At 73.1% G+C, this 26459-nt stretch carries 18 protein-coding genes and 1 riboswitch; of the genes, 14 read left to right on the forward strand and 4 right to left on the reverse strand.

Annotated features, from left to right (window positions below):
- The first annotated feature begins 11 nt into the window (after window positions 1-11).
- The gene (locus tag ADL05_RS16975; protein WP_053617949.1) at window positions 12-902 is read left to right on the forward strand and encodes a hypothetical protein; all 891 of its coding nucleotides are present in this window, start codon (window positions 12-14) and stop codon (window positions 900-902) included.
- A gap of 1295 nt (window positions 903-2197) precedes the next feature.
- Window positions 2198-2668, forward strand: coding sequence for a hypothetical protein (locus ADL05_RS16985; RefSeq protein ID WP_156365880.1), 471 nt, complete (start codon window positions 2198-2200; stop codon window positions 2666-2668).
- 266 nt (window positions 2669-2934) lie between these two features.
- Here ADL05_RS16985 and ADL05_RS16990 read toward each other — a convergent pair whose 3' ends face one another.
- Window positions 2935-3678: a hypothetical protein gene (locus ADL05_RS16990; protein ID WP_053617952.1), complete on the reverse strand. Its 744-nt coding sequence runs from the start codon at window positions 3676-3678 to the stop codon at window positions 2935-2937.
- Between the two features lie 236 nt (window positions 3679-3914).
- Here ADL05_RS16990 and ADL05_RS16995 point away from each other — a divergent pair, with 236 nt between their 5' ends.
- The 5 genes from ADL05_RS16995 (at window position 3915) to ADL05_RS17015 (ending at window position 13694) form a co-directional block, all read left to right on the forward strand.
- Window positions 3915-6776, forward strand: coding sequence for a sigma-70 family RNA polymerase sigma factor (locus tag ADL05_RS16995; RefSeq protein ID WP_231640782.1), 2862 nt, complete (start codon window positions 3915-3917; stop codon window positions 6774-6776).
- Window positions 6777-6972: 196 nt separating this feature from the next.
- Complete coding sequence (locus ADL05_RS17000; protein ID WP_053617954.1) at window positions 6973-8697, forward strand: NYN domain-containing protein; 1725 nt, start codon at window positions 6973-6975, stop codon at window positions 8695-8697.
- 26 nt (window positions 8698-8723) lie between these two features.
- Complete coding sequence (locus ADL05_RS17005; protein WP_053617955.1) at window positions 8724-9296, forward strand: hypothetical protein; 573 nt, start codon at window positions 8724-8726, stop codon at window positions 9294-9296.
- A 314-nt stretch (window positions 9297-9610) separates the two neighbouring features.
- Window positions 9611-9804, forward strand: a riboswitch (cobalamin riboswitch).
- A gap of 157 nt (window positions 9805-9961) precedes the next feature.
- Entirely contained in the window at window positions 9962-12463 is a 2502-nt protein-coding gene (locus tag ADL05_RS17010; RefSeq protein WP_053617956.1) for a ribonucleoside-diphosphate reductase subunit alpha, read from the forward strand.
- A gap of 148 nt (window positions 12464-12611) precedes the next feature.
- Window positions 12612-13694, forward strand: coding sequence for a ribonucleotide-diphosphate reductase subunit beta (locus ADL05_RS17015; RefSeq protein ID WP_053617957.1), 1083 nt, complete (start codon window positions 12612-12614; stop codon window positions 13692-13694).
- Window positions 13695-13931: 237 nt separating this feature from the next.
- On the opposite strand, the gene ADL05_RS17020 is transcribed toward ADL05_RS17015, so the two are convergent.
- On the reverse strand, window positions 13932-14357 hold the full coding sequence (locus ADL05_RS17020) for an SRPBCC domain-containing protein (protein WP_053617958.1): 426 nt from the start codon (window positions 14355-14357) through the stop codon (window positions 13932-13934).
- A gap of 63 nt (window positions 14358-14420) precedes the next feature.
- Here ADL05_RS17020 and ADL05_RS17025 point away from each other — a divergent pair, with 63 nt between their 5' ends.
- On the forward strand, window positions 14421-14981 hold the full coding sequence (locus tag ADL05_RS17025; protein WP_053617959.1) for a TetR/AcrR family transcriptional regulator: 561 nt from the start codon (window positions 14421-14423) through the stop codon (window positions 14979-14981).
- Between the two features lie 198 nt (window positions 14982-15179).
- On the opposite strand, the gene ADL05_RS17030 is transcribed toward ADL05_RS17025, so the two are convergent.
- The gene (locus ADL05_RS17030; RefSeq protein WP_053617960.1) at window positions 15180-16628 is read right to left on the reverse strand and encodes an NAD(P)/FAD-dependent oxidoreductase; all 1449 of its coding nucleotides are present in this window, start codon (window positions 16626-16628) and stop codon (window positions 15180-15182) included.
- Between the two features lie 439 nt (window positions 16629-17067).
- On the opposite strand from ADL05_RS17030, the gene ADL05_RS17035 reads away from it, so the two are divergent.
- Window positions 17068-17280: a DUF397 domain-containing protein gene (locus tag ADL05_RS17035; RefSeq protein ID WP_053617961.1), complete on the forward strand. Its 213-nt coding sequence runs from the start codon at window positions 17068-17070 to the stop codon at window positions 17278-17280.
- Window positions 17281-17284: 4 nt separating this feature from the next.
- On the opposite strand, the gene fxsT is transcribed toward ADL05_RS17035, so the two are convergent.
- Window positions 17285-19810 (reverse strand): FxSxx-COOH system tetratricopeptide repeat protein, encoded by a 2526-nt coding sequence (gene fxsT, locus ADL05_RS17040; RefSeq protein ID WP_053618109.1) that lies wholly within the window; start codon window positions 19808-19810, stop codon window positions 17285-17287.
- Window positions 19811-20712: 902 nt separating this feature from the next.
- Here fxsT and putP point away from each other — a divergent pair.
- From putP to ADL05_RS17065, 5 genes are all read left to right on the forward strand, one after another.
- Window positions 20713-22293 (forward strand): sodium/proline symporter PutP, encoded by a 1581-nt coding sequence (gene putP, locus ADL05_RS17045; protein ID WP_053617962.1) that lies wholly within the window; start codon window positions 20713-20715, stop codon window positions 22291-22293.
- A gap of 132 nt (window positions 22294-22425) precedes the next feature.
- On the forward strand, window positions 22426-23010 hold the full coding sequence (locus ADL05_RS17050) for a putative glycolipid-binding domain-containing protein (protein ID WP_053617963.1): 585 nt from the start codon (window positions 22426-22428) through the stop codon (window positions 23008-23010).
- Between the two features lie 61 nt (window positions 23011-23071).
- Entirely contained in the window at window positions 23072-23911 is an 840-nt protein-coding gene (gene nadE / locus ADL05_RS17055) for an ammonia-dependent NAD(+) synthetase (protein WP_053617964.1), read from the forward strand.
- A 262-nt stretch (window positions 23912-24173) separates the two neighbouring features.
- Window positions 24174-25493: an acyltransferase gene (locus tag ADL05_RS17060; protein WP_053617965.1), complete on the forward strand. Its 1320-nt coding sequence runs from the start codon at window positions 24174-24176 to the stop codon at window positions 25491-25493.
- 128 nt (window positions 25494-25621) lie between these two features.
- Window positions 25622-26449: an alpha/beta fold hydrolase gene (locus tag ADL05_RS17065; protein WP_053618110.1), complete on the forward strand. Its 828-nt coding sequence runs from the start codon at window positions 25622-25624 to the stop codon at window positions 26447-26449.
- Window positions 26450-26459: the final 10 nt, after the last annotated feature.

Raw genomic sequence — 26459 nt, forward strand, 5'->3', positions numbered from 1 at the left:
GGGGAGAGACGATGAGCGCAACGCAGACCGCGGTGCCCCGGACGGTGTCGGGGGACGGCTGGCCGCGCCGTGTGGGCCGGGCGGTGCTACGGCCCTTCCGGCCGGTGGGCGAGGTGGCCGACGCGATCGAGGTGGGGGCGCGGTTGCAGCGGTCCACCGCGACGGGGCGGCGGATCGTGGTCGACGACCTGGGTACGGGGGCGGACACCGCCGTCGTGACCGCGCTCCTGGGCCGGGTGTTCGCGCACTACCGGCACGACCGCGTGCTCGCGGTGGACGCGACCGGTGGCCTGCCCTCGCTGTGCACCAGATTGGGCACCGTGCGCGAGGGCGGCCTCGGCGGCGGGGTCGACACGACGTCGTTCGAGTCGGCCCGGTCCTCGTTGGGCGAGGTCGGCGAGCGGCTGTGGACGGTTCCGGCCGATCCGGGCGACGCGGGCGTCTACGTGGCCGGGCTGCTGCCGCTGTCCCGGTTCTTCGGGGTGACGCTGGTGGCGGGATCGGGTGGCGGCTTCGTGGACGCGGTGGGCGCGGGCGCGCACGCTCGCGTCCGGGTGGTCAGGGCGACCCGGGACGCCGCCGCCCGGGTGGGCCGTGAGCTCGACCGGTTCGTCCGGGACGGGCGGGCGGCCGAACTCGGGCGGACCGTGGTCGTCGTCTACGACCACGAACACCGCGAGGACCCCGGGTTCGACGCCGCGCGTACGGCCCGCATCGTGGCCGAATCCGGCGCCGAGACGGTGATCTGGCCGCACGACCGCCATCTGGCGCAGGGAGCCGCCGTGTCCCCCCGCCGGATCTCCGAGGCCACGCACAGAACGGTCCTGCGCGTGGCGGCCGAAGCCTTGAACAGGGCGGTCGACGGTGATCGCCCGACCGTGCGACAGGGAAGCGCGCCATGAACCAGCACGATCCGCACGACGAGCCCCCGGACGAGCAGACGCCGGTGCTGCCCGACGACATCCAGTTCCCGTACGCGGTCCGGCGGCCCGCCCCGGGCGAACCCACCGGCCCCCAGAACTCCCCGCCGGGCCGGGTTCCCGGGCCTCCGCAGGGAGGCTCCGGTCGACCGACCCGGCCGTCCACCCCGTCGCCGTACGCGCCGCCAGGCCCGCAGCCCGCTCCGGGCGCCCCCGGCCCGCAGACGCCGTCGGGTCCGCAGGGGTCGCATGATGCGCGGGGCGGCTGGGCGCGGGGAGAGGCGCCTGTGTCCGGAGGGCCGTCGGGTCCGCAGGCGCCGTCGGGTCCGCAAGGGCCCCAGGCTCCCTCGGGTCCGCAGGTGCCCTATGTTCCGTCGGGTCCGCAGGTTCCGCCTGGCGGGGCGGGTGGATACCCGGCGCCGACGCCCCAGGCCGGGCCGGTGCCCGGATGGGCATCCGGGCCGCAGGCGTCCCACGGCGTGCCCGCTCCGCAGCCGCCCCGGAGCACGCAAGGGCCGTCGGGTCCGCGGCTTCCTCCTGGCGGGTCCGTTCCGCCGGGGGGCCACGCGCCGGGACACACGGGAGCACGGGGTCCCCGCGTTCAGCCCGGACAGGACCATCCGTACGCGCCCGCAGAATCCGATCCCCGGGTCTCCGGGCCGCAGGCGTCCCAGGGTGGGCCGACCCCGAACACGGTGGCCAGCGACTCGGTGGCGGAGGCCTTCCTCTCCGGTGCTCCGATGCCCGCGCCGCCGCGGACGGACCCCGAGCCCCCCGTCGAACCGAGGCCCCGGTCCACCGCTCCCGCGACGGCCGCGCCGTCGCGGGCTCCCGAGTCCGAGGGCACGCCGGACTGGTCCGTGTGGCCGGTGCGGGAGACGGTCGGGCGGGCAGAGCCCGAGACCCGGCCGAGTGCCTCTGTCGTGCCCCCGGAACCGCCCAGAGCCGAGCCGCCGCCTCCCCCGGCGGAACCGGACGCGCCTGAGGAGAGGATCGAGTCGTCTGGGCCGGAGGCTCCCTCGGCGGCACTGGAATCCGCGACACTCGTGTCGGAACCTGGTGTTCCTGTCCCGGAGGAGGCGGTCGAGTCCGTCGAGTCGAGCGCTCCTGCTGTGGCACCGGAGCCCGCGCCCGCGGTGCCATCGCCTCCGGTGACGGAACCGGATGTCCCTGTCTCCGACGAGCCTGCCGGTGCTGTGGGGCCGAGCGCTTCGGCTGCGACAGCGGAGCCCGCGACCTCGGTGCCGCCGCCTCCCGCCGCGGAGCCGGTGCCCGCCGTGGCGGCTGAACCGGCCGACACCGCTTCGGAGCCGAGCCCGCCCGCCGCCGAGGCGCCCCGGGACACGGTCGACGCCGAGCCCACGGAGACGTTCGTCCGTCCCGCGCGGGCGTGGTTCGGGACCGGCTCGGACACCGCGCCCCGCACACCGCCGACCGTACGGCCGCTGAACCGCCGCACACCCACGGTGGTCGCCGTGCCCGGGGTGGGGGACTCCCGGAACCCCGACGCGGAGGAGACCGACACGTTCGTCGTCCGCGCCGCCGACCGGAGGGCGTCCGCGGCCCGCGCGCAGGCCGTTCCACCGGCTCCGGGGGGATCCGCGCGCGTCGAGCGGCCCGCGGAACGCGTGCACGTCCCGGTGGCGGGTGGATACGAGGAACGGATCGTCGCGCTCGCCCCCGTGCCCGCCTCTCCGTGGGGCCGGGCGCTGTTCGCCGTGACGGGGGGACGTCTGAACCTGGGGTGAGCCCGTGATCGGGTGACCTGATGGGAGGCGCGCCCGCCTCCCCATGCGGACGCGCCTCCGGGCGTGCCGCTCAGCGGCACTCCCCTTCCGAACGGGTGCGCGGGGCCGCCCTCTCATGGGGGCCAGAGGGCCCCGCGGTCCTCGTCCGGGGCGCCGACCGGCCGTGTGCTTCCCCTCAGAGTCACACAGCGGTCGGCGCGACCGCCCGACGCCGGGTCCCTCCCCCCTCATGGTGGGACCGCGCGGCGCCGGACGGCGTCACATGGTCATCGCCGCCGCCTCCCCAGGCCGTCGAGAAGCGTCAGGGCCTCCCGGTGCGTGGGCGGCAGGGGCAGGGACCACACGGCGACGCCGTGCTCCCACCCCGGCCCGCGCCGCAGGACCTCCAGCTCCCGGTCCACCTGTTCCGAGCGCGCCGCGACCACCGCGATCCGTCCCCGGTCGACCACGCACACCGACTCCCCGCGGCTGAAGTACCGCCGCAGCTCGTAGCCGAGCACGATGAGCCGCGCCGCACGGCGCCACGGGTCGATCGACGGGTCCAGCGCCAGCACGACGAGCTGGTGGCCCAGCGCCGGGGGAGCCGTGCCCTCCGGGGACCTGTAGAGTTCACCGACGCGTGTGCGCAGGTAGGCGCGGGTACCCAGACCGGTCAGCGGATCCTGGCAGTCGTCCTGGGCGCGCCCGGCGTCGGCCCACCCCTCGGCCACGGCCCGGAGGAGGTCGAACGGCGGGTGCTCCCATCCGGCGACCCCGGTGAAGGCGGCCAGGTCGCCCAGGCTGTGGCCGATGCCGATCCCGGAACGCCCACGCGCCTCGCCCAGGCGGGTGCAGGGATCGACCAGGTCGGTCCCCGACGTGTGGGCCTCGCACACCGTGTCGACGGAGGGCGTCCACCAGTCGCCGGGCGGATCCCACCCGGCCTCCTGGCTGCGTCGCCCCCACGCGGCGCGCAGCTCGCGGGCGCGGGCCGTACGGCCGCACCCGGCACTCACTTCCGTCTCGCCCATGGCTCCGCCTCCGGTCGGTGGATCTTCCAGGGCGAGAGGTGGGGCCCGCGCCCCCGCGGTGGGCCGCCGCCTCTCGCCTTCGACCTAAATACGGAGATCGGTGGCGACCATGACGCGGATGCGGGATATTTTTTCGAGCACGAGTTTTCTGACCCCCGACCAGCGTTCCTTCTGGCTTGTGGCGGGATCGACGAGAGAGGGCGCTGGTGACCGACGCCGACGGTAATCACACAGAGGTGCTCCTTGGTGACGCTGAGATCATCAAGCGGGTCCGCGGCGGTGACACCGGTGCCTACGCCACGCTCTACGAGCGACACGCGGCCGCCTCGCGCGGCCTCGCCCGGCAGCTGCTCCGCGGCGACGCGGAGGTCGAGGACGCGGTCGCCGAGGCGTTCACGCGCGTCCTGAGCGTCATCCAGCGCGGTTCCGGTCCCACGGACTCCTTCCGCCCCTACCTGCTCACCGCGGTGCGCAACGCCGCCTACGACCGCGGCCGGGGGGACAAGCGCCAGGTCGTCACGGACGACATGGAGAGCTACGACTCCGGCGAGCCGTTCGTGGACCCCGCCCTCGAAGGGCTCGAACGCTCCCTGATCGCGCGCGCCTTCCTCTCCCTCCCCGAGCGCTGGCAGTCCGTGCTCTGGCACACCGAGATCGAGGGCATCAAACCGGCCGAGGCCGCGCCCATCCTGGGGATGAACGCCAACGGTGTCGCCGCCCTGGCCTACCGCGCCAGGGAGGGGCTGCGGCAGGCCTACCTCCAGATGCACCTGGCGGGCGGGGTCGCGCCCGAGGCGTGCCGCCCCGCGCTCAACCTGCTCGGCGCCTACGTCCGCGGCGGCCTGTCCAAGCGCGACACCGCCAAGGTCGACAGCCACATGGACGGCTGCGCGGACTGCCGCGAGGTGTACGCGGAACTGATGGACGTCAACGTCGGGCTGCGCGGGATCGTTCTGCCGATCTTCGTCGGCGCCGCCGCCGCGGGCTACCTGGCGACCACCCCCGGCGGAGCGGCCACCGGGGCGGTGTGGAGGCGCATGTCCCGGCGCCAGCAGCAGGTGACGGCCGGGAGCGCGGCCGCCGCCGGGATGGCCGTCGCGATCGCGCTCGCCCTGGTCGGCGGCCCGGAGCCGCTGCGGGAGGAGCCCGATCCGGTCGCGGCGCCGCCCGGACAGGCCGCTCCGCAGGACGATCCGCCGCCCGGCGCCCCCGCCGACCCGCCCGGGGCCCCGGCGGGCGCACCCGCGGCCCCGCAGCCCGGTGCGCCTCCGGCCGCCGACCCGCCCGAGGCCGCCGATCCGCCGTCCGTCCTCAGCGCGGTCCTGCCCCCCGCCGACATCCCCGAGGAGGAGCTGCCGCTGGAGGAGGCGCCCGCCCCCCTGTTCGCGGCGGGGATCGACCCGGTGGGCGCGCTGATCCCCGGCGAGGACGGGATCATGGTCCTGGACGTGCGCAACATCGGCGCCGCCACGGTCGAGGACGTCATCGCCCTCATCAGCCTCCCTCCGGGGGTCTCGATGATCGCCGACGGCGGAGCCGGGGCGGCGGTGCCCGCGATCGTGGGGAGCGGTGACTGGAGCTGTGCCGCCGAGGCCGAGGGAGGCCGCTGCGTGCACACGGGCATGGCGGCGGGTGAGGACGGCACCCAGTTCTTCGACGTGCGCGTGGCCCCCGACGCCGACCTCGGCGTCCCCGCCCGGGTGACCGTCTCCTCCGGGGACGTGACCGCCTCGGTGACGGGGGAGCGGGGAGTGAGCGAGCAGGGTGTGGCGGCGCGCTACGCGACGGCCGGCCGGGTCCGGACCGAGACCGTCGGCAACGCCCTGATGACCTGTGTCGAACCGGAGTCCCCGCACTGGCCCTGGCCCTGGTGGGAAAGCCCCGACGCTCCGGAGGCCGGTCCGCAGGGGCCCCCGGAGGTGCCCGGGCTCGGCGGCGCCGAGGACGCCGGTGCGCCGGACGCCGCACCTGATGCCCCTGACGCCTCCGCCGCCCCCATCGACGGCGGCGATCTGCGGCGGCCACCCGCGGACCCCGGTGGCTCACCCGGCGTGGGGCAGGAGGAGACGCCTGCGACGTCTGAGGAGAGCGATTCCCCCGATGCGGATGTGACACCGCAGGCGCCGGATCACGAATCGGACAACGATGTGCCCGCGGTGCCCCTGGCGCCCGACGCGCCCTCCGCTCCCGAGAGTGACGGAGCCGGGGAGCCCGAGGAGCCCGGTACCGACCACCCCGACCACGCCCCGTCCCCCGTTCCCACCTCCGGGACCGAGGAGGGCGGCACGGACGGGCCCTGCGCCCGGGCACGGGCCCGGGAGGGCGACCGCCGCGACAACGACCACTGGCGGATGGCCGCGCTGGACCGCGACTGGGACCCCACGACCGCGTCGTCCAGTTCGGCCGTGTGGCGGCTGCCCGAGGGCGGCTCGGTGCGCTGGGCGGGGCTGTACTTCTCCGGCGGGGGCGCGCCCGACGCGGCCACGGCCCGGATCAAGGGCCCCGGCATGGCGTCCTACACCGAGGTCGCCGCCGCCGACACCCGTGTCGCCGAGCTGCCCGGCTACCCCGCCTACCAGGCCTTCGCCGACGTCACGGACCTCGTGCGGGCCCAGGGCGGCGGTGAGTGGTGGGTGGCCGACGTCCCCGCGCGGGAGGGCCGTGCGGTCTACGCCGGGTGGAGCCTCGTGGTGGTCATGGAGGATCCGGAGGTCGGCTCCTACAACCAGGCCATGGTCCTGGACGAGACCGGCGCGGTCTTCCAGGACCCGGCCGGGATCGGCTTCCCGGTGTCGGGCCTGCTGCCGGCGTCGGTTCCGGCCGTGGTCGACGTGGTCGCCTGGGAGGGCGACGACGAGCTCGACGGGGACCGCATGACCCTGGACGGGCGGGTGCTTGTCCCGCGCGGCCCGTACGCGACCGGCGACAACGCCTTCGTCGGGTCGGCGCGCGGCGCGGTCGGCGACCCCATGGCCTTCGGGACCGACGTGCTCCGGGCCGGGCCGGTGCTCGGGCGGGAGTCGGAGCTGCGCGTGGTCTCGGACGGCGACGCCGTCCTGGTCGGAGTCGCGGTCGTGACGGCGCCCATGCGCACGTGAGAACCGATCCGCAGGTGCCTCCGCCGTCACCCTCCGTGGGCGCCGCCCACCGGGGAGAACGCGGGAAACCGACCATGCGTAGTCGAACAACGACTCTGAGTATGTGCAGGTGGCGCACAAAACGAGACAGATTTGGCTAGGCTGTGCCCCGGCCATGGATATGGCCCAGAGCCGAAAGGGAAGGGGGCGGTGTCACGTGGACCGCTGCGCGTTGTTCGTCGACGCGGGGTACCTTCTCGCTGACGGAGCGATGGCCGTACACGGAACCCGCAACCGGGACTCCGTCTCCTGGGACTACTCCGGACTCGTCCAGTTCCTCAACGAGGTCGCGCGCGACCGCACGGGCCTGCCGCTGCTGCGCTGCTACTGGTACGAGGCCGTCGCCGACGACCGCCGCACCCCGGAGCAGGACGGCATCGCCGACATCCCCGGCATCAAGTTCCGCGCCGCGCGGATCAGACCCGGACGCCGCGAGGGCGTGGAGAGCTACGTCCAGCGGGACCTCACCACCCTGGCCCGCACCGGCGTCCTGTGCGACGCGGTCCTGGTCAGCGGGGACGAGGACATGGCGTCGGTCGTCGCGGACGTCCAGGACCTCGGTGTGCGCGTCACCGTCGTGCACATCTCCGTCGAGGGCAACTGGACGATCTCCCGCCAGCTGCGCCGCGAGTGCGACGACCTCATCGAGATCGGCGCGGGACACCTGCGCCCGCACGTCAACCTGCTCACCGGCAGCGAGGCCTCCCAGGAGAACGCCTCCAAGACCACCACGCCGTTCGCCAACGGCCGCGCCCGCTCGGCGCCCGAGACGCCCCGCCAGCCCGTGGCCGCCCAGCCCGGCGCGAGCCGGGTCGAGCCGGCCACCACCTCCAGCGGGGGCCTGGAGGCGATGTTCGCCGGAACCGGCGGGCAGCCCGCGCCCCAGGGCAGCGCGATGGACCAGCTGCGCGCCATGCGCAGATCCCTCGCGCAGCAGCGCGGCGGCGGCGACCACCTCGCCGGGCGCGGCGCCGACTCCCAGCCCTCCGGCCCGATCGACGCCAACGGGTTCCCGTCCGGCGGACAGCCCGCGATGGGCGGCGGTTCCTACCAGGGAGCGTCCGGCGGCGGGTCCCCCGCCGCCGCCAACGGCCAGGGGAGCTACCCGATGACGGGCTCCCACGGCGGCCTGGGCCGCCCGGAGGGCTACACGCTGCCGGGCAGACAGGCTCCCGCGGGCAGCGGGCAGCAGATGGGCAACGGGCACATGACCGGCTCCCAGCGCCCGTACACGCAGGGGACGGGACCGCAGCGCTCCTTCGCGGGCGGGACGGGACCGCAACAGTCCTTCGCGAGCGGGACCGGGCCGCAACAGTCGTTCGCGTCGGGAACGGGGCCACAACCCTCGTTCGCCGCCGACCCCCAGGCGGGACACGCGCCACCGCAGAGAAGCGCGCCACCGCCGGAGCAGCGGTTCGGACCGGGCGACGACCCCGGTTTCGGAGGTGGGCGCGACACAAACCCTACCTATGGGACCAGTACGGAAACTGACGCCGCGCGCCGCGGCGGGCCGGCACCCGGCTACGGGGTGCGGCAGCCTACTGGTCCCGACCACGACACCGTTCGGTTCGGTACCGACGGTTATCAGGAACCGCGTTCAAGTCCTGGATATCCCCAGCAGAGCGGCCCTGGCGCGCATACCGTTGACGAAGCGGTGCATGTCGCGCACAAAGAAGGGAACGACTTCGCGGAGTCGATCGCCCGCGAGGCGCCCGCCCTGTGGGTGGAGGCCGTTCTCGCGCGTAGGCCCCGGATGCCCTCCGATCTGGAGGCGCGTCTGCTCCAGGGGTCCTCGCTACCGATCGACCACCTGTTGCGCGACGAGGTCCGGGACGGACTGCGCCAGGGGTTCTGGCAGGCACTGGAGCGCGCCAGGCCCTGAGCGGCGCGTGGGAGTGCGAGTAGGGGATGGCGGCGATGCGGTTGACGCACGTGACGACGGCGGAGCTCGATCGTCTGGAGTTCCATGCCGTCAGGTCCGGCGAACACGGAGGTGTCGCCGCCCAGCTCCTGGACCTGGCCAACCGGGTCGACGCCGGCAGTGAGATCGGCCGTGCGGAGCTCTTCGTCCGGGCGGGCGAGCAGTGGGAGATCGCGCAGGAGTTCGAGCGCGCCTGCGCCGCCTACCAGCGGGCGATCGACGACGGCGGCTCCACGGTGATCGACGCCCGCGCGCTGCGGGCCGGCGCGCTCCTGCACCTGGACGAGGTGGAACGCGCGCAGGCCCAGCTCAAACGCCTGGAGACGGAGGGGCCGCACGGCCTGTCCACCCACATCCACATCGCCGAGGCGCTCTACGCCCACGACGACCTCGAAGGCGCGGAGCGGTGGGCGACCGCGGGCGCCCGTCGGCACGTCGGCGCCGAGGTGACCCCCTACGTGCACGATCTGCTGATGGAGCTGCTGCGCATCCGGTTCCGTATCCGCACCGATCTCGGCCTGGACGAGGACGATCTGGACGACTGGGCCGATTCCGACTGAGCGACCGGGCCCCCACGTTCCCCGCGGTCGCCCCGCGGTGCTCCGCCGTGCCGCGCCGGGCGGTCGGGCCGGCCGCGCCGCGATCGTCGGAAACTTCACGACGCGCCCTCATCGCCATCGCCGCCACAGGGGCCTAGTCTGAGTGCGGCCGCCTCCGCACGCCGTCCCCCGACGTGTCCGAACCCCCGCTGTGCCTGGGGTCCGAAGCGCGCCATACCACGCCTCCGGTGTGCTCCTCCTCCGGCGGGTGGAACCCGAGAAATCGGCGACACGCCATCATCTTGCGGTGTTCCGAGGCGACATCCCCTAGATGTAGTATCGCTCCCGCTGGTGGTTCACCCCACGGGGTGAGGCGAGAGGGAACCCGGTGCGAATCCGGGGCTGCCCCGCAGCGGTAAGTGGGAACGAAGGCCGTCACACGCACTGGGAACCCCTGAGAGTGCCCGGGAAGCGACGGTCGGTAGGCCGCCCACGAGTCCGAAGACCTGCCACCGGTGCGCACGTCGGACGTGCGCCGACGACGGGGCTTCGAGGGCGAGCCGCGCCGACCCGCCGGTTCGCCGACCGTTCGCATCCAGTGCGTCGGTCCCGCCGGTGTGCCGTGCGCCTTGCTGACTCGTGTCCCCTCCCCGCCGGGACTCTTCTACCGAGGTTGGAGCCGCTGTATGACCCTTGACGTCGAGGCCGTGCCCGCATCCGTCCGGCCCGAGACGGCCACCGACGGCGAGCCCCCCGCCGCCATCGACCGGATCGAGCACGTTGTGACCGAGGCCTGCGCTCGGTTGTCGGGTGTTTCGGCGGACAAGGTCCTCACGGAGGCCCGCCGCGGCTTCTTCCCCGGTATCTCCGACGCCGAGGTCGAGCTGGCGCTGGTCATGGCCGCCCGCAGCTTCGTGGAGGTCGACCCCGACTACTCCTACGTGGCCGCGCGCCTGCTGCTGGACAAGCTCCGCCGCGAGGCCCTCACCTTCATCAGCGGCGCCCCCGACGCCGCGGGCCAGTCCGAGATGGCCGACCGCTACTCGGCCTACCTGGCCGCCTACGTCGGCCGCGGCATCGACCTCGGACAGCTCGACCCCGCGCTGGCCCGGTTCGACCTGGACCGCCTGGGCAGGGCCCTGCGGCCCGAGCGCGACGAGCAGTTCACCTTCCTGGGCATCCAGACCCTCTACGACCGGTACTTCCTGCACAGCGACGACGTCCGCTACGAGCTGCCGCAGGCGTTCTTCATGCGCGTGGCGATGGGCCTGGCGCTCAACGAGGACGACCGCGAGGCCCGCGCGATCGAGTTCTACGAGCTGCTCTCCTCGTTCGACTTCATGGCCTCCACGCCCACCCTGTTCAACGCGGGCACGGTACGCGCCCAGCTGTCGTCGTGCTTCCTCACCACCGTCGGCGACGACCTGCAGGACATCTTCCACGGCATCAGCAACAACGCGATGCTGTCCAAGTACTCGGGCGGCCTCGGCAACGACTGGACCCCGGTCCGCGGCCTCGGGGCGCACATCCGCGGCACCAACGGCAAGAGCCAGGGCGTGGTCCCGTTCCTGAAGATCGCCAACGACACCGCGGTGGCGGTCAATCAGGGAGGCCGCCGCAAGGGCGCGGTGTGCGCCTACCTGGAGACCTGGCACATCGACATCGAGGAGTTCCTCGACCTCCGCAAGAACACCGGTGACGAGCGCCGCCGCACCCACGACATGAACACCGCGAACTGGGTCCCCGACCTGTTCATGCAGCGGGTCGAGGAGGGCGGCGACTGGACCCTGTTCTCGCCGAACGAGGTCCCCGACCTGCACGACAAGTACGGCGCGGACTTCGCCGAGGCCTACACCCGCTACGAGGCCGAGGCCGCCGCGGGCCGGATCAAGGTGTCCAAGACCCTGCCGGCCGTCGAGCTGTGGCGCCGCATGCTCACCATGCTGTTCGAGACCGGCCACCCGTGGATCACCTTCAAGGACCCCTCCAACCTGCGCTCGCCCCAGCAGCACGTGGGCGTGGTCCACTCCTCGAACCTGTGCACCGAGATCACGCTGAACACCAGCGCCGACGAGGTCGCCGTCTGCAACCTGGGCTCGGTCAACCTCGCCCAGCACGTGGGGCCGCAGGGCCTGGACGCCGAGCGGCTGCGCCGGACCGTGCGCACCGCCGTGCGCATGCTCGACAACGTGATCGACGTGAACTTCTACACGATCCCCGAGGCGCGCCGCGCGAACCTGCGCCACCGTCCGGTGGGCCTGGGCCTGATGGGCTTCCAGGACGCACTGTTCAAGCTGCGCACGCCCTTCGGCTCGGACGGCGCGGTCACGTTCGCCGACGAGAGCATGGAGCTGATCAGCTACTACGCCATCGAGGCCTCGTCGGAGCTGGCCGCCGAGCGCGGCTCCTACGAGTCCTTCGACGGCTCGCTGTGGAGCCGGGGCATCCTGCCGATCGACTCGCTGCGCCTGCTGGCCGAGGCGCGCGGCGGCCTCCTGGACATGGACCGCGGCGAGAGCCTGGACTGGGACTCGCTGCGTGAGCGCGTCCGCTCGACCGGCATGCGCAACTCCAACGTGATGGCCATCGCGCCCACCGCGACCATCGCCAACATCACCGGCGTCAGCCAGTCGATCGAGCCCGTCTACCGGAACCTGTTCGTGAAGTCGAACATGTCCGGCGACTTCACGGTCGTCAACCCCTACCTGGTGCGCGACCTCAAGGAGCGCGGCCTCTGGGACGACCAGATGGTCTCCGACCTGAAGATGCACGACGGCAGCCTGGGCGCCATCGACCGCGTTCCCGCCGACCTCAAGGCGCTCTACGCGACCGCGTTCGAGATCGACCCCGAGTGGCTGGTGGACGCCGGCTCGCGCCGCCAGAAGTGGATCGACCAGGCCCAGTCGCTGAACCTGTACATGGCGGCGCCGAGCGGCCGCAAGCTGGACGCCCTGTACCGGCGCGCCTGGAAGTCCGGGCTCAAGACCACGTACTACCTGCGTTCGCAGAGCGCCACGCACGTGGAGAAGAGCACGCTCAAGGGCACCGACGGCCGCCTCAACGCCGTCTCCTCCGGCCCGGCGCCGTCCCCGTCGCCCGCGCCGTCCCCCGTCCCCGCCACCATCGTGGACGAGAACCCGGGCGCGGCCTGCGGCATCGACGACCCCGAGTGCGAGGCCTGTCAGTGACCGCGGGGGTCCCCGGGCGCCGTCCCGGGGACCCCGGGTCCGGGCCGCGCGGCCGCCGGCGTACGGCGCCGGCGGCCCCGGCCGGGTCGGCCCCCGCTCCCCAGACACGACACGTCCGGCCCCGCGGCCGGTGAACGGAAGCACCATCATGACCACCGTCTCCGAGAACAGCGCCGCCGCCACGAGCGGCCTCGGCGAGATCCAGCGCGACGCCGAGCGCGTCAACGTCGACGACAAGGCGATGATCAACGCCCGCGCCGACGTCAACCAGCTGCTGCCGCTGAAGTACACCTGGGCGTGGGACAAGTACCTCGCGGGCTGCAACAACCACTGGATGCCCACCGAGGTCGCCATGCAGGCCGACATCGCCCTGTGGAAGTCCAAGGACGGGCTGACCGAGGACGAGCGCCTCATGCTCAAGCGCAACCTCGGGTTCTTCGCCACCGCGGAGTCGTTGGTGGCCAACAACATCGTCCTGGCCGTGTACCGCCAGCTGACCAACCCCGAGTGCCGCCAGTACCTGCTGCGCCAGGCCTTCGAGGAGGCGGTGCACACCCACACCTTCCAGTACATCTGCGAGAGCCTCGGCCTGGACGAGGGCGAGCTCTTCAACATGTACCGCGAGGTGCCCTCGATCACCGCCAAGGACGCCTGGGCGCTCAAGTACACCCAGAACCTGGAGGACCCGGAGTTCCGCACCGGTACGCCCGAGGCCGACCAGGCGTTCCTGCGCGACCTTGTGGCGTTCTACGTCATCTTCGAGGGCATGTGGTTCTACACGGGCTTCGCGCAGATCCTGTCGCTGGGCCGGCGCAACAAGATGGTCGGCATCGCCGAGCAGTACCAGTACATCCTGCGCGACGAGTCGATCCACCTGAACTTCGGCATCGACGTGATCAACCAGATCAAGATCGAGAACCCGCACCTGTGGAGCGCCGAGTTCCAGGCCGAGGTCCGCACGATGCTGACCGAGGCCTGTGAGCTGGAGGTGGCCTACGGGCGCGAGACCATGCCGCGCGGCGTGCTCGGGCTCAACTCCGAGCTGTGCGAGAGGTACATGCACTTCATCACCGACCGGCGCGCGGAGCAGATCGGACTGGCGCCGATCTTCGGGGAGACCGAGAACCCCTTCCCGTGGATGAGCGAGATGATGGACCTGCAGAAGGAGAAGAACTTCTTCGAGACCCGGGTCATCGAGTACCAGACCGGCGGCGGCCTGGACTGGGACTGACCTGAACTGACGCGGCCCCCGCTCTTCGGCGGAGAGCGGGAGCGCCGCGTCGGGGGACTTCCCGGCGGGACCGGGTGCCCCCCTCGTCGAGTGGCCCCGGCCGGGCGTGCGGCCGGGGCCACTCGGCGTTCGCGCCCCGGGCCCGGTCCGCGGACGGCGCCGCCGTGGCCGTCCGCGGACCGGTGGGGAGGGCGGGCCGGGGCCGCGCGGCGGTGCCGCGCGGGAGGGGCCGTGTTGTCAGGGTCGCGCGGTCAGACGGGTGAGCCGGTCGAGGATCTCCTCGAGCACGGTGTCGTGCTTGCGGCCGAGGAAGAGCGCCCACATCAGTCGGAGGCGCAGGCCCCCGCCCGTGAACGAGTGCCGGACGCGGGTGCCGTCGCCGGCGGGAGTGAGATCGAAGCCGTGCGTGGCCCGGTGGAGCGGTGACCTGCGGCTCGCGGGCGCGTTGAAGGACAGGCGCCGCCCGGGTTCGACCTCGTTGACCGTGTACCGCATGGGGCCGTGCAGCACCGGAGCGCCCGGCCGCAGGCCCTCGGGGAGTCGGAAGGCGATGCCGCTCGCCTTCGGCCACACCGGGTCGTCGTCGCTGCCGAGCCGGGCGAGCAGGGCCCAGACCTGCTCGGGGCTGCCAGGGACGGTGCGCTCGTGCACGTTGTGGATCATCGGTCCGCCTCCATACGGTCGCGTATGGAAGAACCATACGCCACCGTATGGAAGAATGGGGACATGGGTCGACTCAACGCGGATGACTGGGCGCGCGCCGCTCTGGGGGCGCTGGCCGAGGGCGGGCTGCGCGCGGTCGCCGTCGAGGCGGTCGCCGCCCGGCTGGGTGTGTCCAAGGGGAGCTTCTACTGGCACTTCGCCAACCGGCGGGCCCTCGTGGAGGCCGCGCTGCGGCTGTGGGAGTCCGACACCGAGGCGGTCATCGCCGAACTGGAGCGGATCGCCGATCCCACGCGGCGCCTGCGCACCCTTCTGGAGGTCGCGCTGGGGGAGCCCACGGACGCCGCCGTCTCCTTCTGGCTGATCAGCGGTGCCGACGACCCGGCGGTCGCCGACGTCGCCCGGCGGGTGACGGACCGGCGGATGGGGGTCATGAAGGACGCCCTGCGGCAGCTCGGCCAGTCCGAGGAGGAGGCCCGGGCACGGGTGGTCGCCGGGTACGGCAGCTATCTGGGGGTGGCCGCGCTGATCCGGATCGGTGCCGTGGACTCCGTTCCGGCCACCTTCGCCGACCAGGCACTGGCCGAGATGGGCGTGCCGGTGGAGGGCTTCGGCGCATCCTGAGGGCACCGCGGGTCCCCCCGGGATCGCGGGGCGCCGGTCGCTCCGCTCGCACGGACCACGCCGGGCTCACGCGCCGATCACGCCGGGCTCACCGGTCACGCCGGTCACTCCGGGCTCACCGGTCACTCCGCGCCCACCGGTCACCCCGGGCCCACCGTCCCGCCTCCCGCGTTCCGGGGGCCGTGCTGTCCCGAGAGGTCAGGGGGCCAAGCTCGGGGACGTCCGCACCCCGTGGTCGCGGCGCAGCGCGGACAGCGCGGCCAGATACCCCGACATCCCGTGCACCCCGGGGCCGGGCGGGGTGGAGGCCGAGCACAGGTAGACGCCCGGCAGGGGCGTGCGGTACGGGTCCCACCGGGGCGCGGGGCGCAGGACCGCCTGGTGCAGGGACATGGCCCCGGCGGAGATGTCGCCGCCCACGTAGTTGGGGTTGTACTCCTCCATCCGCGCGGCCGAGACGCCCCGCGCGGCGACGACGGTGTCGGAGAAGCCGGGGGCGAAGGCCTCGATCCGGCGGCGGACCAGGTCCACCGGGTCGCGGGTGTCGCCGTTGGGCACGTGGGCGTAGGCCCACACCGGCCGACGGCCGTTCCGGGCGCGGCCGGGATCGGCCACGGCCGGATCCACCAGCAGGACGAACGGCTCGGCGACCCGGCGGCCGCGGGCCGTCGCGGTCTCGGCGGCGGCGATCCGCTCCGCCGTACCGCCCAGGTGGACCGTGCCCGCCTCGCCCACCTCCGGAGCGGCCCAGGGGATGGGCTCGCTGACGAGGAAGTCCGCCTTGGCCGCCCCGGGCGCGTACCGGTAGCGGGCCAGCGCCCGCCGGTAGGCCCTGGGGAGCCGGCCGCGCGCCAGGCGCAGGAGGCCCTTGGGCGCGACGTCGAGCAGCACCGAGCGGGCGCGCGGGAGGTCGCGCAGGTCCTCGACGGTGTGGCCGGTGCGGATGACACCGCCGTGCGCGGTGAAGTCGGCGGCCAGGGCGTCGGCGATGGTGGCGCTGCCGCCGCGGGGCAGCGGCCATCCGGTGCCCGTGTGGGCGAGGTGGCCCAGCAGGGCGGCCACGGCGGCGCCGGGAAACGAGGGCAGCGGGCCGACCACGTGCGCGGCGACCCCCGCGAACAGGGCCCTGGCCGCCTCGGTGGTGAAGGGGCCGCGGCCGACCCCGTGGGCGAGGACGCGTCCGGCCAGCAGGAGCGCCGCCGCCGGATCGGAGGGGAAGGAGCGCTGTCCGGACATGACCAGGTCGACCACACCGCGGCTGTGCGCCACGAGCGGGCCCATGAGGCGGCGCCACCGGTCCCCGTCCGCGCCCAGTCCGGCACAGGTCTCCTCCAGGTCCGCCCGCGCCAGCGCCGCGCCGCCGCCGGGGAGCGGGTGGGCGTACGGAGCGGCGGGCCGCAGGAGTTCCACACCCCGGGCGGCGAGGTCGAACTCGCGGAAGAACCGGGACGACGCGGCCATCGGGTGGACCGCCGCGCAGAGGTCGTGGACGACGTCGGAGTCGAAGAGCGGCACCGTGCGCAGGCCCCCGCCGATCGCGTCGTGCCGTTCGTGGAGTTCGACGGCCAGCCCCGCACGGGCGAGGGTGACCGCCGCCGCGAGCCCGTTCGGTCCGCTGCCGACCACCACCGCGTCGACGTCTGCCATGGGGATCCCTCCGCCGTCCCGCCGCCCGGACCACCAGCGTCTCACGGGCCCGGACTCACCCCCGGCCCCCACCGGGCGGCCACGGACTCCGGTGGGGGCCGGCCTGGATTCGATATGTCAAAGGACCCATGTTTCCTCGGACGAGCAGGGCGAACTCCTCCCCGCGGTGCGCGTGCGGAGGGTGTCGCCGACCGTTGGATAACGATATGGAGAACGCCATTGTCGTGCTTCGGTCGGCCCTCGCTTCGGGGTGGTCCCTGCGCTAGCGTTCCACTGTTGTTTCCCGCTGGAGCGCGTATGGGTGACCGCGCGCTCGCGTGTGGATGACGAGTCTCCTGAACAGCGGTTTCCATGTGTCTGTCCCGGTTTTTCCCATCCATGCGCTGCGGAAACGCTGCATTGACGATGTCCGATATCGATCACGGTCAGGACGAGCAAGATGAGTGGAACGCGCGCGGAAGAATCGTCGGCATTCTTCGGTCGGTGGCGTAAATCGCATTACTCATACGAAACAGGCGCGTGTTGTGAAGTGCTCAATCTGACCACCGGGGAATCCTGGTTCCGGGACTCCCAGAATCCCGAGGCGGCGCGTCTGCGGTTCGACAACTTCGAATGGGCCACCTTCCTGACGGTCTCCAAGAGCGCGTCCTGACCCCTCAGAGCGCCACGAGGGAGAGCACGTCGCAGTTCTCCCGGGCGTAGGAGGACAGGGAGACGACCGACGGGTGGCCGGGTCCGAACCGGGCGGTGTAGTCCTCCCGCAGCCGTTCCCACTCCCGTCCCACCTCCGCACCCGCGGCACGCCGGCTCACCAGAAGGTTCCGGCGTGCCGTGAGCATGATGGGGTGTCCGTCCAACAGGCGGTCCCGGCAGGTGCGCTCGACCGACGCGTCCAGTTCGCGGGCCTCCTCGATCCGGTCGAGCGCGTACAGGTCGGTGGCGAGGTTGAGAGCCGCGGGCAGGGTGCTCAGCGCGCCCGGCCCGTAGACGCTCCGCAGGTGGTCCAGGCCCTCCTGGTCGAGCCGGAGCGCCTCCGAGTGGCGCCGCGAGGCCCGGAGCACGATCGCTGTGCTGACCCGGCTGGTGGCCAGAAAGGGATGCTCCCGCGGATACCGCTCGTTCAGCGGGCGCAGCAGCTGCTCCGCCTCCGACAGCGCCCGCTCCTGCTCACCCGCGTAGCAGAGCGTCACCATGTGCACGACCCGGCAGTACAGCATCTGCCGCACCGTCGGGGGATGCCTGCGCCCGTAGAGGTCGAGCGCGCGCGAGGAGTAGTCCAGCGCCACCTCGTACTCACCTAGCCTGCGGTGGATCACCGACAGGAACAGCAGGCCGTGCAGGGCGTGCGGCCCGTCGTCGGCGGAGATCGCGGCGAAGCGGCGCATGCACGCGCCGATGCGGTCCCTCGCCTCCTCCAGGCGTCCGAGGAACAGCAGGTTGAGCCCCAGGGAGAGCTCGGTGCGCAGGGTGGGCACGCTGTCCTCGCCCAGGACGCGCCCGCGGGCCTCGGCGTTGCGCTCGTCGACCGCGAGCGACTCCGAGAAGCGGCCCTGTTCCTGTAGGACCCTGCCGTAGTCGTGCGCGGCGTCCAGGGTGTGCGGGTCCGACTCGGTGTGCAGGGCGCGCCGGCGGTCCAGTAGGTGCTGGAAGATCCGCTCGGCCTCGTCGAAGCGGGCGAGCCCGCTCAGCGCGAGCGCGACGGCGCGGTGCGCCTCCAGCGGGTCCTCGCCGTCGGGGGAGCGGCGCAGCTGCCGTTCGTGCAGCTCCCGGGCCTCGGTCAGGGCGGTCTCGTACTCGCCGTGGATCCTGCGGATCCGGTTGCGCCGCAGCCGTGCGTGCAGGACGCGGCTCTCGTCGTCGCGCCAGGCGTTGACGGCCTGGTCGACGAGTTTGACGGCGTCGTCGTAGCTGCCCGCCTCGGTGAGGAAGTCGATCACGTTGAGCACGAGGTCGCGGACCCGCGGATCCCGGCTGGACCAGGCCTTGGCCGACTTCACGTGGGCGTACAGCGCGAGGTAGTCGTCGCGGTGGGCCGGGTCGGCGGGGCCGCCCGGGTCGCTGCGGGTGAGGATCAGCTGCGCCAGCTCCCAGTACCGCAGCCGCTCGGCCAGCGGCAGGGCGTTGCGGGTCACCGCCTGGAAGAGCTCGTGCAGGTGGAACGTGCCGGTGCCCTCGTCGTAGCGGATGAGGTGGTGGTCGCCCAGATAGGCCAGGACCTCCCCGAGAAGGCGGTCGTCGCCCAGCAGCCGCCGCTGGTCGGGGCCCTCGCCCAGCCCGTCGGCGCGGGAGAACAGGGCCCGGGGCAGCGGACCCGGGGCCAGGAACGCGCTGATCCGGACGAGTTCCAGCGCCGTGCGCCGGATCCGGCCGGTGGCCCGGGGTTCGGCGCTGCACAGCTCCTCGACCTGGATGCTCCAGGCGGCGGCGAGCGGGGCCGTGTGGTCGTCGTCGGCGCCCATGCGGCTGACCAGGTCCGCGTGCCGTTCGGCGAAGCGGTCGAGGAACTCCTCGGTGGCCAGGGGTGAGTCGCGCAGGAAGGCGCCGACCTGGGCCAGGGCCAGCGGAAGGTGTTCGAGGTGCTCGGCCAGGCGCTCGCCCGCGCCGGGCGTGTCCAGCCGGTCCGGGCACACCCGGCGCAGCAGGGACAGGCTCTCGGCGGTGTCGAGCCGGGGGACCACCCGGCCGCCGACCAGGCCCCGGGGGATCCGGCGGCGGGAGCGGGTGGTGATGAGGACGCTGCCCTGGCCGCCGAGGGGGAAGTACTCGGCGGCCAGCGCCTCGACGTCGGCGGCGTCGTCGAAGACGAGAAGCCACCGGCCGAGGTCGGGATCGCCGGCGAGGGCGCGCCGCACCGTCTGGACGGTGCGGGGCACGTGCTCGAAGGAGACGGGGAGGCCGATGTGCTCGGCCAGGCGCAGGAACGACCGGTGGGCCTCGACGTCCGAGACGGCCGTGACCCACCAGACGAGGTCGTAGTGGTGTGCGTAGCGGTGGACGTAGGCCGCGGCCAGCTGGCTCTTGCCCACTCCGCTGCCGCCGTCCACGAGGAAGCGCGCCCCGGCGTGGGAGCCGAGGCCCTCGTGGATCTGTTCGAGGAGGGACTCCCGGCCGGTGAACCCGGAGTCGAGGCGGGGGACTCCGCCCAGCACGGCGGCGTGCGCGGATGCTCGGTGTGTGGTCATGTCGTCCATCCAGTCCCGCGTGTTCGACCCGGGGGTGCGTGGGAGCGGTCGAGGTCCCGCGGCCGGTGGACGGAGCCGGTCACGGCGATGACTCGCCTTGGGCGCATTCCGCCCTATTCAAAGGCTAGGTGCTCGCAAAGGCGCTGTCGATAGGCGTCCGCCGACGGTGGATATCGACTGGAGAACGGTGTGGAGGTCCCGCGGTGCGGGGCCGGAGCGGGGTCGTCAATGTGATGCAGAATGCGGCCGATGTTGTTCGTGAGGCCGTTGTGAAGAGAGGTTTCGCTTTAGTGGCCGGTTTTCGCAGGAATGTCCGGCTCATAGTTCCGCATCATCATGGAGTTGCACTTGGTGCACATGTGGCGGGCCGAGCCCGGTGACGGCGGCTGCCAGTCGTGCTCGCCGCGGGGACAGATCCCCGAGGGGCCGATCGTGCGGGAACGGGAGGGGGCGGGCTGTGCGTCCATGCCGTAACGGTAGCCCGCCCGGGAGCCTCTGCCCAGCGTTCCCGCGGACTCGGTCCGGTCGCGGCGGGGCGCCGCGCCGCCGGATGGCGCGGCGGCCCGGACGCGGTCCCGGAACGGCCGCGGAACGGGCCCGAAACGCACGGTGGCACGGGTCGGAAACACACTGTGCCCACCGCATCGGAGGCCCGGACATACCTATACATCGGATGACATGGTGATCCCCAGTATCGTTTGTCCGATCGGACAAACGGGGCGCCCCGGCCGTGGTCTGGCGGACAATCGTGCCTGGTCAAAGACTCAGCGGGGTCTCGAAGCGGTGTTGTTCCACCAACAGGGCATTGTGACGGTGCTGACAACGGGACATGATCGCCACCTACGTTCACCAACCAGCGCGTCAGGGTCTCGGCCGCGCGCTCAAGGAAGGGAGAAGGCGTCGTGAACAACTCCGTTCTCGGCTCGATCGCCACCTTCGGCGTGTATCTCGCCGTGATGGTGGCCATCGGTCTGTGGGTGTACAGGCGAACCGTCTCGCAGTCGGACTTCGTCCTCGGCGGCCGACAGCTCAACCCGTGGGTCGCCGGTCTGAGCGCCAACGCCTCGGACTTCAGCGGCTGGCTGCTGCTCGGCCTGCCCGGCGCCATCTACGTGTCCGGTCTCGGTGAGGCCTGGATCGCGGTCGGCCTGGCCGCCGGCTTCGCGGGCAGCTGGATCCTGCTCGCGCCCCGGCTGCGCGTCTACACCGAGCGCGTCACCGACTCCCGGCTGGGCGGAGACTCCGACTCACTGACCCTGTCCTCCTTCCTGGAGAACCGGTTCAACGACCGGACGCGCCTGCTGCGCGGCATCTCGGCCGTCCTGATCATCGTCTTCTACTTCTTCTACGTCGCCTCCGGCCTCGTCGCCATGGCCGCGCTCTTCGACCAGGTCTTCGGCCTGGCCCCGGCGCCCGCCATCGCGATCGGACTGAGCATCGTCGTCCTCTACACCGTGCTCGGCGGCTTCCTCGCCGTCTCCTACACCGACGTCATCCAGGCCGCCATGATGTGGCTGGCCCTGCTGGCCGTCCCGGTCATGGCGATCGTCGCCCTGGGCGGCTTCGGCGGCGTCTCCGAGAGCGTCAGCGCGCAGCACGACGGCCTGATGTCGGCCGTCGGCGGCGCCGAACTCGACCCCGAGCTCGGGGAGTGGATCGCCACCGACGCGCTCGGCTGGGTCGTCATCGTCTCCGGTCTGGCCTGGGGCCTCGGCTACTTCGGCCAGCCGCACATCCTCGCCCGCTTCATGGGCATCCGCTCGGTCAAGGACATCCGCGTGGCCGGCACGGTCAGCGTCGCCTGGGCCGTCACCGCCATGGCCCTGGCCGTCCTGGTCGGCTTCATCGGCATCGCCTACTTCGACACCCCGCTGGAGAACCCCGAGCAGGTCTTCCCGCAGCTGATCGAGGCGCTCACCCACCCGCTCGTCGCCGGAATCCTGCTGGCCGCCATCCTCGCCGCCGTCATGAGCACCGCCGACTCCCAGCTGCTCGTCGCCGCCTCCTCCCTCACCGAGGACGGCTACAAGGCCTTCGTGAACCGCGACGCCGACCCGCGCACCCTGCTGTGGATCAGCCGCGGCACCGTGCTGGCCGTCGCGATCGCCGCGGCCGGCATCGCCCTGTGGGGCAACCAGTCCGTCATGGACCTGGTGGGCTACGCCTGGGCCGGGTTCGGCGCCGGGTTCGGTCCGGTCCTGGTCCTGGCGATGTTCTGGAAGCGGATGACCGCGGTCGGCGCCATCGCCGGCATGGTCGTCGGCGGCGGCACCGCCATCATCTGGGACATCCTGGACACGTCCTACTTCGGGACCGGCCTCTACGCGATGGTCCCGGCCGTGATCCTGAGCTTCGTGGCGATCCTGGTCTTCAACGGCCTCGGCAAGGTGACCGGGGCGATGGAGAGCGACTTCGACCGGGTCGAGGCCGAGGTCCGCGCGGCCAGGTCCGGCTCCGCGCCCGACGGGGTCTCCGCGGGCTGACACACGCCGGACGGCCGTCCCAGGACGGCCGCGACGCCCCGACCGCAGGCCCTCCGGGCCCGCGCCGCAGCCGCGGCGCGGGCCCGGAGCCCTCTCTGGCGCACGTGCGCGGTGGAACGGTAGAACGGTGACATGTCGTCACTGACGAAACACCCAGCCGCGTGGACTCGCACCGACGTGCCCGAGGGGCTCGGGCTCGGTGCCCTCATCCCCGAGCCCGGCGGCTTCCGCCTGGAGGGGGGCGAGACCGTGGTCGAGGGCGAGGAGCGCTTCTTCACCCGCTTCACGGTCCGCACCGACCTGGCCTGGACGACGCGCGAGGTGCGAGTGGAGGTGGTGTCCCGCTCGGGGCTCGCCTCCGTCGCGCTCACCGCGCGGGACGGGCACTGGACCGACGCCGCGGGCCGCTCCGTCCCCGAGCTCGTCGGCTGCCTGGACGCCGACGTCGCCGCCACCCCGCTCACCAACACCCTGCCCATCCGCCGCCTGGGCCTGAGACCCGGGGAGTACCGCGACATCGCCGTCGCCTGGATCGACATCCCGTCCCTGCGGATCCGCCGGGTCAGACAGCGCTACACGCGCCATCCTCCTGAGGACGGACTGGAGCACTACACCTACCGCGACCCCCACCACGGCGAGTACCGCCTGTCCGTCGACGGCGACGGGGTCGTCGTCGACTACGAGCGCTTCGCCCGCCGGCTGCGCCCCGAGGAGTGAGCCGCCCTCCACGCGCGCGATAATCAGCGGGCACACGCACCACACCCACGGGGGACGCACAGTGACCGAGACCACCCTGAGCCCGGCCCGCCGCGAGATCATCCGCGACCTGCGGGTCGCCGCCGGCTTCGACGCGCGCGCCGAGATCGAGCGCCGCGTGGCCTTCCTCGCCGAGCGGCTGACCACGACGGGCGCCGCGGCCCTGGTCCTGGGCATCAGCGGCGGTGTGGACTCCCTGACCGCCGGGCGCCTGTGCCGCCTGGCCGTGGACCGCGCGGCCGAGGCCGGGCACACAGCCGAGTACGTCGCCATGCGCCTGCCCTACGGTGTCCAGAAGGACGAGGAGGACGCCGCGCGCTCCGTCGAGTTCTCCGCCCCCGACCGCTGCCTCACCGTGGACGTCAAGCCCGCCACCGACGCCATGGCGGCCTCCGTCGCCGAGTCGGGGATGGCCTACGGCGGTCCCGCCGCCGAGGACTTCGTCATCGGCAACGTCAAGGCCCGCCAGCGCATGATCGCCCAGTACGCGGTCGCCGGCGGCCTGGGCGGACTGGTGGTCGGCACCGACCACGCGGCCGAGGCCGTCACCGGCTTCTTCACCAAGTACGGTGACGGCGGTGTGGACGTCGTGCCGCTCACCGGCCTGACGAAGCGCCGCGTGCGCGCCCTGGCGGCCGAACTCGGCGCCCCGGAGGACCTGGTGCGCAAGGTGCCCACGGCCGACCTGGAGACGCTGGCCCCGCAGAAGCCCGACGAGGAGGCGCTCGGTCTGACCTACGACCGCATCGACGACTTCCTGGAGGGCCTGCCCGTGTCCGAGCACGTCGAGGCCACCCTGGTCGGCCGCTACCGCGCCACCGCGCACAAGCGCGCGGTCCCCACCGCCCCCGACCTCGGCTGACCTGGTACGACGGCGTTCCCGACCAGGGGACGCCCGGAGGCGGAGGTGGTGCAGACACCACCTCCGCGGGGTGGGTGGCCCACCGCGGCGGAAGTGGCGCTGAATCCATCGCGCGGGCCCCGCGCTCGCACCTAGGGTCGGAGTAGGACGCGTTACTCGGATCGTCGCGCGTCACGACCCCCTGATCCCGGTCGACACGGCCCGTGCGGGTCGCCCGTGCCCATGTGGGCGCGTGCGACCGGGAAAGAACAAGGAGCGAGCGATGACCGTGACCGTCGAGTCGGCACCCGAGGGTGTGCCGCAGCCACCGCCCACCGCCCAGCTCGTCCGGATCCCCGCGCAGGGGCGCCCACAGGCTGGGCGGGACCGTTTCCTGGACGTCATCCGACTCCTGGTCATGGGGCTCGTGGTGGCGCAGCACTGGTGGCTGCCGACGCTGGTCGCTGACGCGGACGGCCTCGCGGTCGGCAGCGTGCTCTCCCACGACGGCGGGTTCCTGCTGACCTGGGCGGTCCAGGTCATGCCGCTGATCTTCTTCGTCGGCGGGGCCGCCAACCTCATCAGCTGGCGCTCGGCCGCCGGGCGGGGGACCGCGGCCTCCACGTGGATCGCCCGCCGCCTGCGGCGGCTGGCCTGGCCGGTCGTGCCCCTCGCGGTCCTGTGGATCACCACCGCCCACGCTCTGGCGCTCGGGGGCGTCCCGGAGACGGCGGTGGCGGCGGGCTCGGACGCGGCCGGCATGGTGCTGTGGTTCCTCGCGGTGTACGTGCTCGTGGTCGTGTGCACGCCCGTGCTGTCCGCCGCGCAGGAGCGGTTCGGCTGGCGCGTCCCGGCGGCCCTCCTCGCGGGGGCGGCCGTCGTGGACGTGCTCCGCTTCTCCACCGGGGTGGAGGCGTTCGGCTTCGCCAACATCGCGTTCGTGTGGCTGGGCGTCCACCAGTTCGGCTTCCTCTACGGCCGCGGAGCCATCGGCCGCCGCCACGCCGTGCTGATGATGCTCGGCGGCGCCGCCGCGGCGCTGGCCCTGGCGGCCGTGGGCCCGTACTCGCCGAACATGACCGGGGTGTTCGCCCTGGAGTCCTCCAACGTCTCCCCGCCGACGCTGGTGCTCGCCGCCGTGGGCACCGCGCAGGTCGGCGCCGCGGTCCTGCTGCGGGACCGCATCAACGCCTGGGCGGCCCGCCCCGGTCCCGCCCGGCTGCTGGACTGGGTGTGCCCGCAGCTGATGACCGTCTACCTCTGGCACATGGTGCCGCTGAGCGTGGTCGCCGGTGTGCTGGTGTTCGGCCTGGGGATGGACACCCCGGCCCCGATGACCGCGCCGTGGCTGCTGTGGGGCGTGCTGGGGACGGTGGCCCTGCTGGCACTCGCCGTGCCGCTGGCCCGCTACGCGGCACGGCTGGAGGAGCCCCCGGCCGTGCTGGCCGGAGCCCCCGGAACCGTCCGCGCGCTCACCGCCGCGGCGCTGGTGGGCGGCGGCCTGCTGGTGCTGACGGTGTCCGGCCTGGGCGTGGGCCCGGTGGCCCCGCTCGGCCTCCTCGCGGTCGTGGCCGGTCTGTTCCTCACCCGCGCCCCGCGCTAGCGCACGTTGTGCGGCCGAACCTGGCCGCGTCGCTTCGTCGCAGGTCACGCCGGTGCCGGTGAAGTCCTTGCCGAACCGGGGGTGTCCCGGCTTGGCCCGGGACGTCGCCGGGAGGTAGACCGATGTTCATGGATCCGACACTCATCAGATGTGAGCGCCGGGGCGTCGGACGCCCCCTGGTCATGCTGCACGGCCTCGGCGACCGCCGTCAGTGCTGGCGTGCGGTGTCGGCCGGACTCCTCCGTGAGTACGAGGTCGTGTGCGTGGACCTGCCGGGTTTCGGGTCCACCCCGGCCCCCGGCCCGGACGAGCCCTACGACGTCCACTCCCTGACCACCGCCGTAGAGGAGTTCTGCGCCCTGCACGGGTTCGAGCGGCCCCACGTGGCGGGCAACTCCCTCGGCGGGGCGATCGCGCTCGAACTCGGGGTGCGCGGCGTCGCCGGGTCGGTGACGGTGTTCTCCCCGATCGGGTTCTCCGACACGTTCGCCCGCATGGGCATGCGTGCCGCCGGCGGCGCCGCCCGCCTGGTCGGGCACGTGCCCCTGCGGTTCAAGGAGCGGCTGGCCGACAGCGCACCGGCCCGGGCCCTGGCGCGGGCGGTGCTGCGCGGCAACCCCGGCTCGCCCCAGGCCAGGGAGACGCGCTTCGCCGTGCGCGGCCTGGAACCCGGCTCGCCCTTCATCCGGATGGTGCCCAGGGTGGCCGCCTACTCCTTCGAGGCACGGCCGATCGCGTGCCCGGTCACGATCGCCTGGGGCGACCGCGACCGTACGCTGTTGCCGTCCAGCGCGATCGTCGCGCACCTGCGGGTGCCGCACGCGCGGATGGTGTCGCTGATCGGCTGCGGCCACATCCCGATGGTCGACGACCCGGTCTCCGTCGCCGAACAGATCCGCTGGACCTGCCGTGCCGCCGACCGGGCCGAGCAGGGCCTCACCGGATCGGAACGGTGAGTTCCCGGGG

Source organism: Nocardiopsis sp. NRRL B-16309 (assembly GCF_001279585.1).
Classification (GTDB): Bacteria; Actinomycetota; Actinomycetes; order Streptosporangiales; family Streptosporangiaceae; genus Nocardiopsis.

Coding starts and splice junctions, on each gene's coding strand:
- ADL05_RS16975 (WP_053617949.1), top strand. CDS start 12: ATGAGCGCAACGCAGACCGCGGTGCCCCGGACGGTGTCGGGGGACGGC.
- ADL05_RS16990 (WP_053617952.1), bottom strand. CDS start 3,678: ATGGGCGAGACGGAAGTGAGTGCCGGGTGCGGCCGTACGGCCCGCGCC.
- ADL05_RS17005 (WP_053617955.1), top strand. CDS start 8,724: ATGGCGGCGATGCGGTTGACGCACGTGACGACGGCGGAGCTCGATCGT.
- ADL05_RS17010 (WP_053617956.1), top strand. CDS start 9,962: ATGACCCTTGACGTCGAGGCCGTGCCCGCATCCGTCCGGCCCGAGACG.
- ADL05_RS17015 (WP_053617957.1), top strand. CDS start 12,612: ATGACCACCGTCTCCGAGAACAGCGCCGCCGCCACGAGCGGCCTCGGC.
- ADL05_RS17020 (WP_053617958.1), bottom strand. CDS start 14,357: ATGATCCACAACGTGCACGAGCGCACCGTCCCTGGCAGCCCCGAGCAG.
- ADL05_RS17025 (WP_053617959.1), top strand. CDS start 14,421: ATGGGTCGACTCAACGCGGATGACTGGGCGCGCGCCGCTCTGGGGGCG.
- ADL05_RS17030 (WP_053617960.1), bottom strand. CDS start 16,628: ATGGCAGACGTCGACGCGGTGGTGGTCGGCAGCGGACCGAACGGGCTC.
- ADL05_RS17035 (WP_053617961.1), top strand. CDS start 17,068: ATGAGTGGAACGCGCGCGGAAGAATCGTCGGCATTCTTCGGTCGGTGG.
- fxsT (WP_053618109.1), bottom strand. CDS start 19,810: ATGACCACACACCGAGCATCCGCGCACGCCGCCGTGCTGGGCGGAGTC.
- ADL05_RS17050 (WP_053617963.1), top strand. CDS start 22,426: ATGTCGTCACTGACGAAACACCCAGCCGCGTGGACTCGCACCGACGTG.
- ADL05_RS17060 (WP_053617965.1), top strand. CDS start 24,174: ATGACCGTGACCGTCGAGTCGGCACCCGAGGGTGTGCCGCAGCCACCG.
- ADL05_RS17065 (WP_053618110.1), top strand. CDS start 25,622: ATGGATCCGACACTCATCAGATGTGAGCGCCGGGGCGTCGGACGCCCC.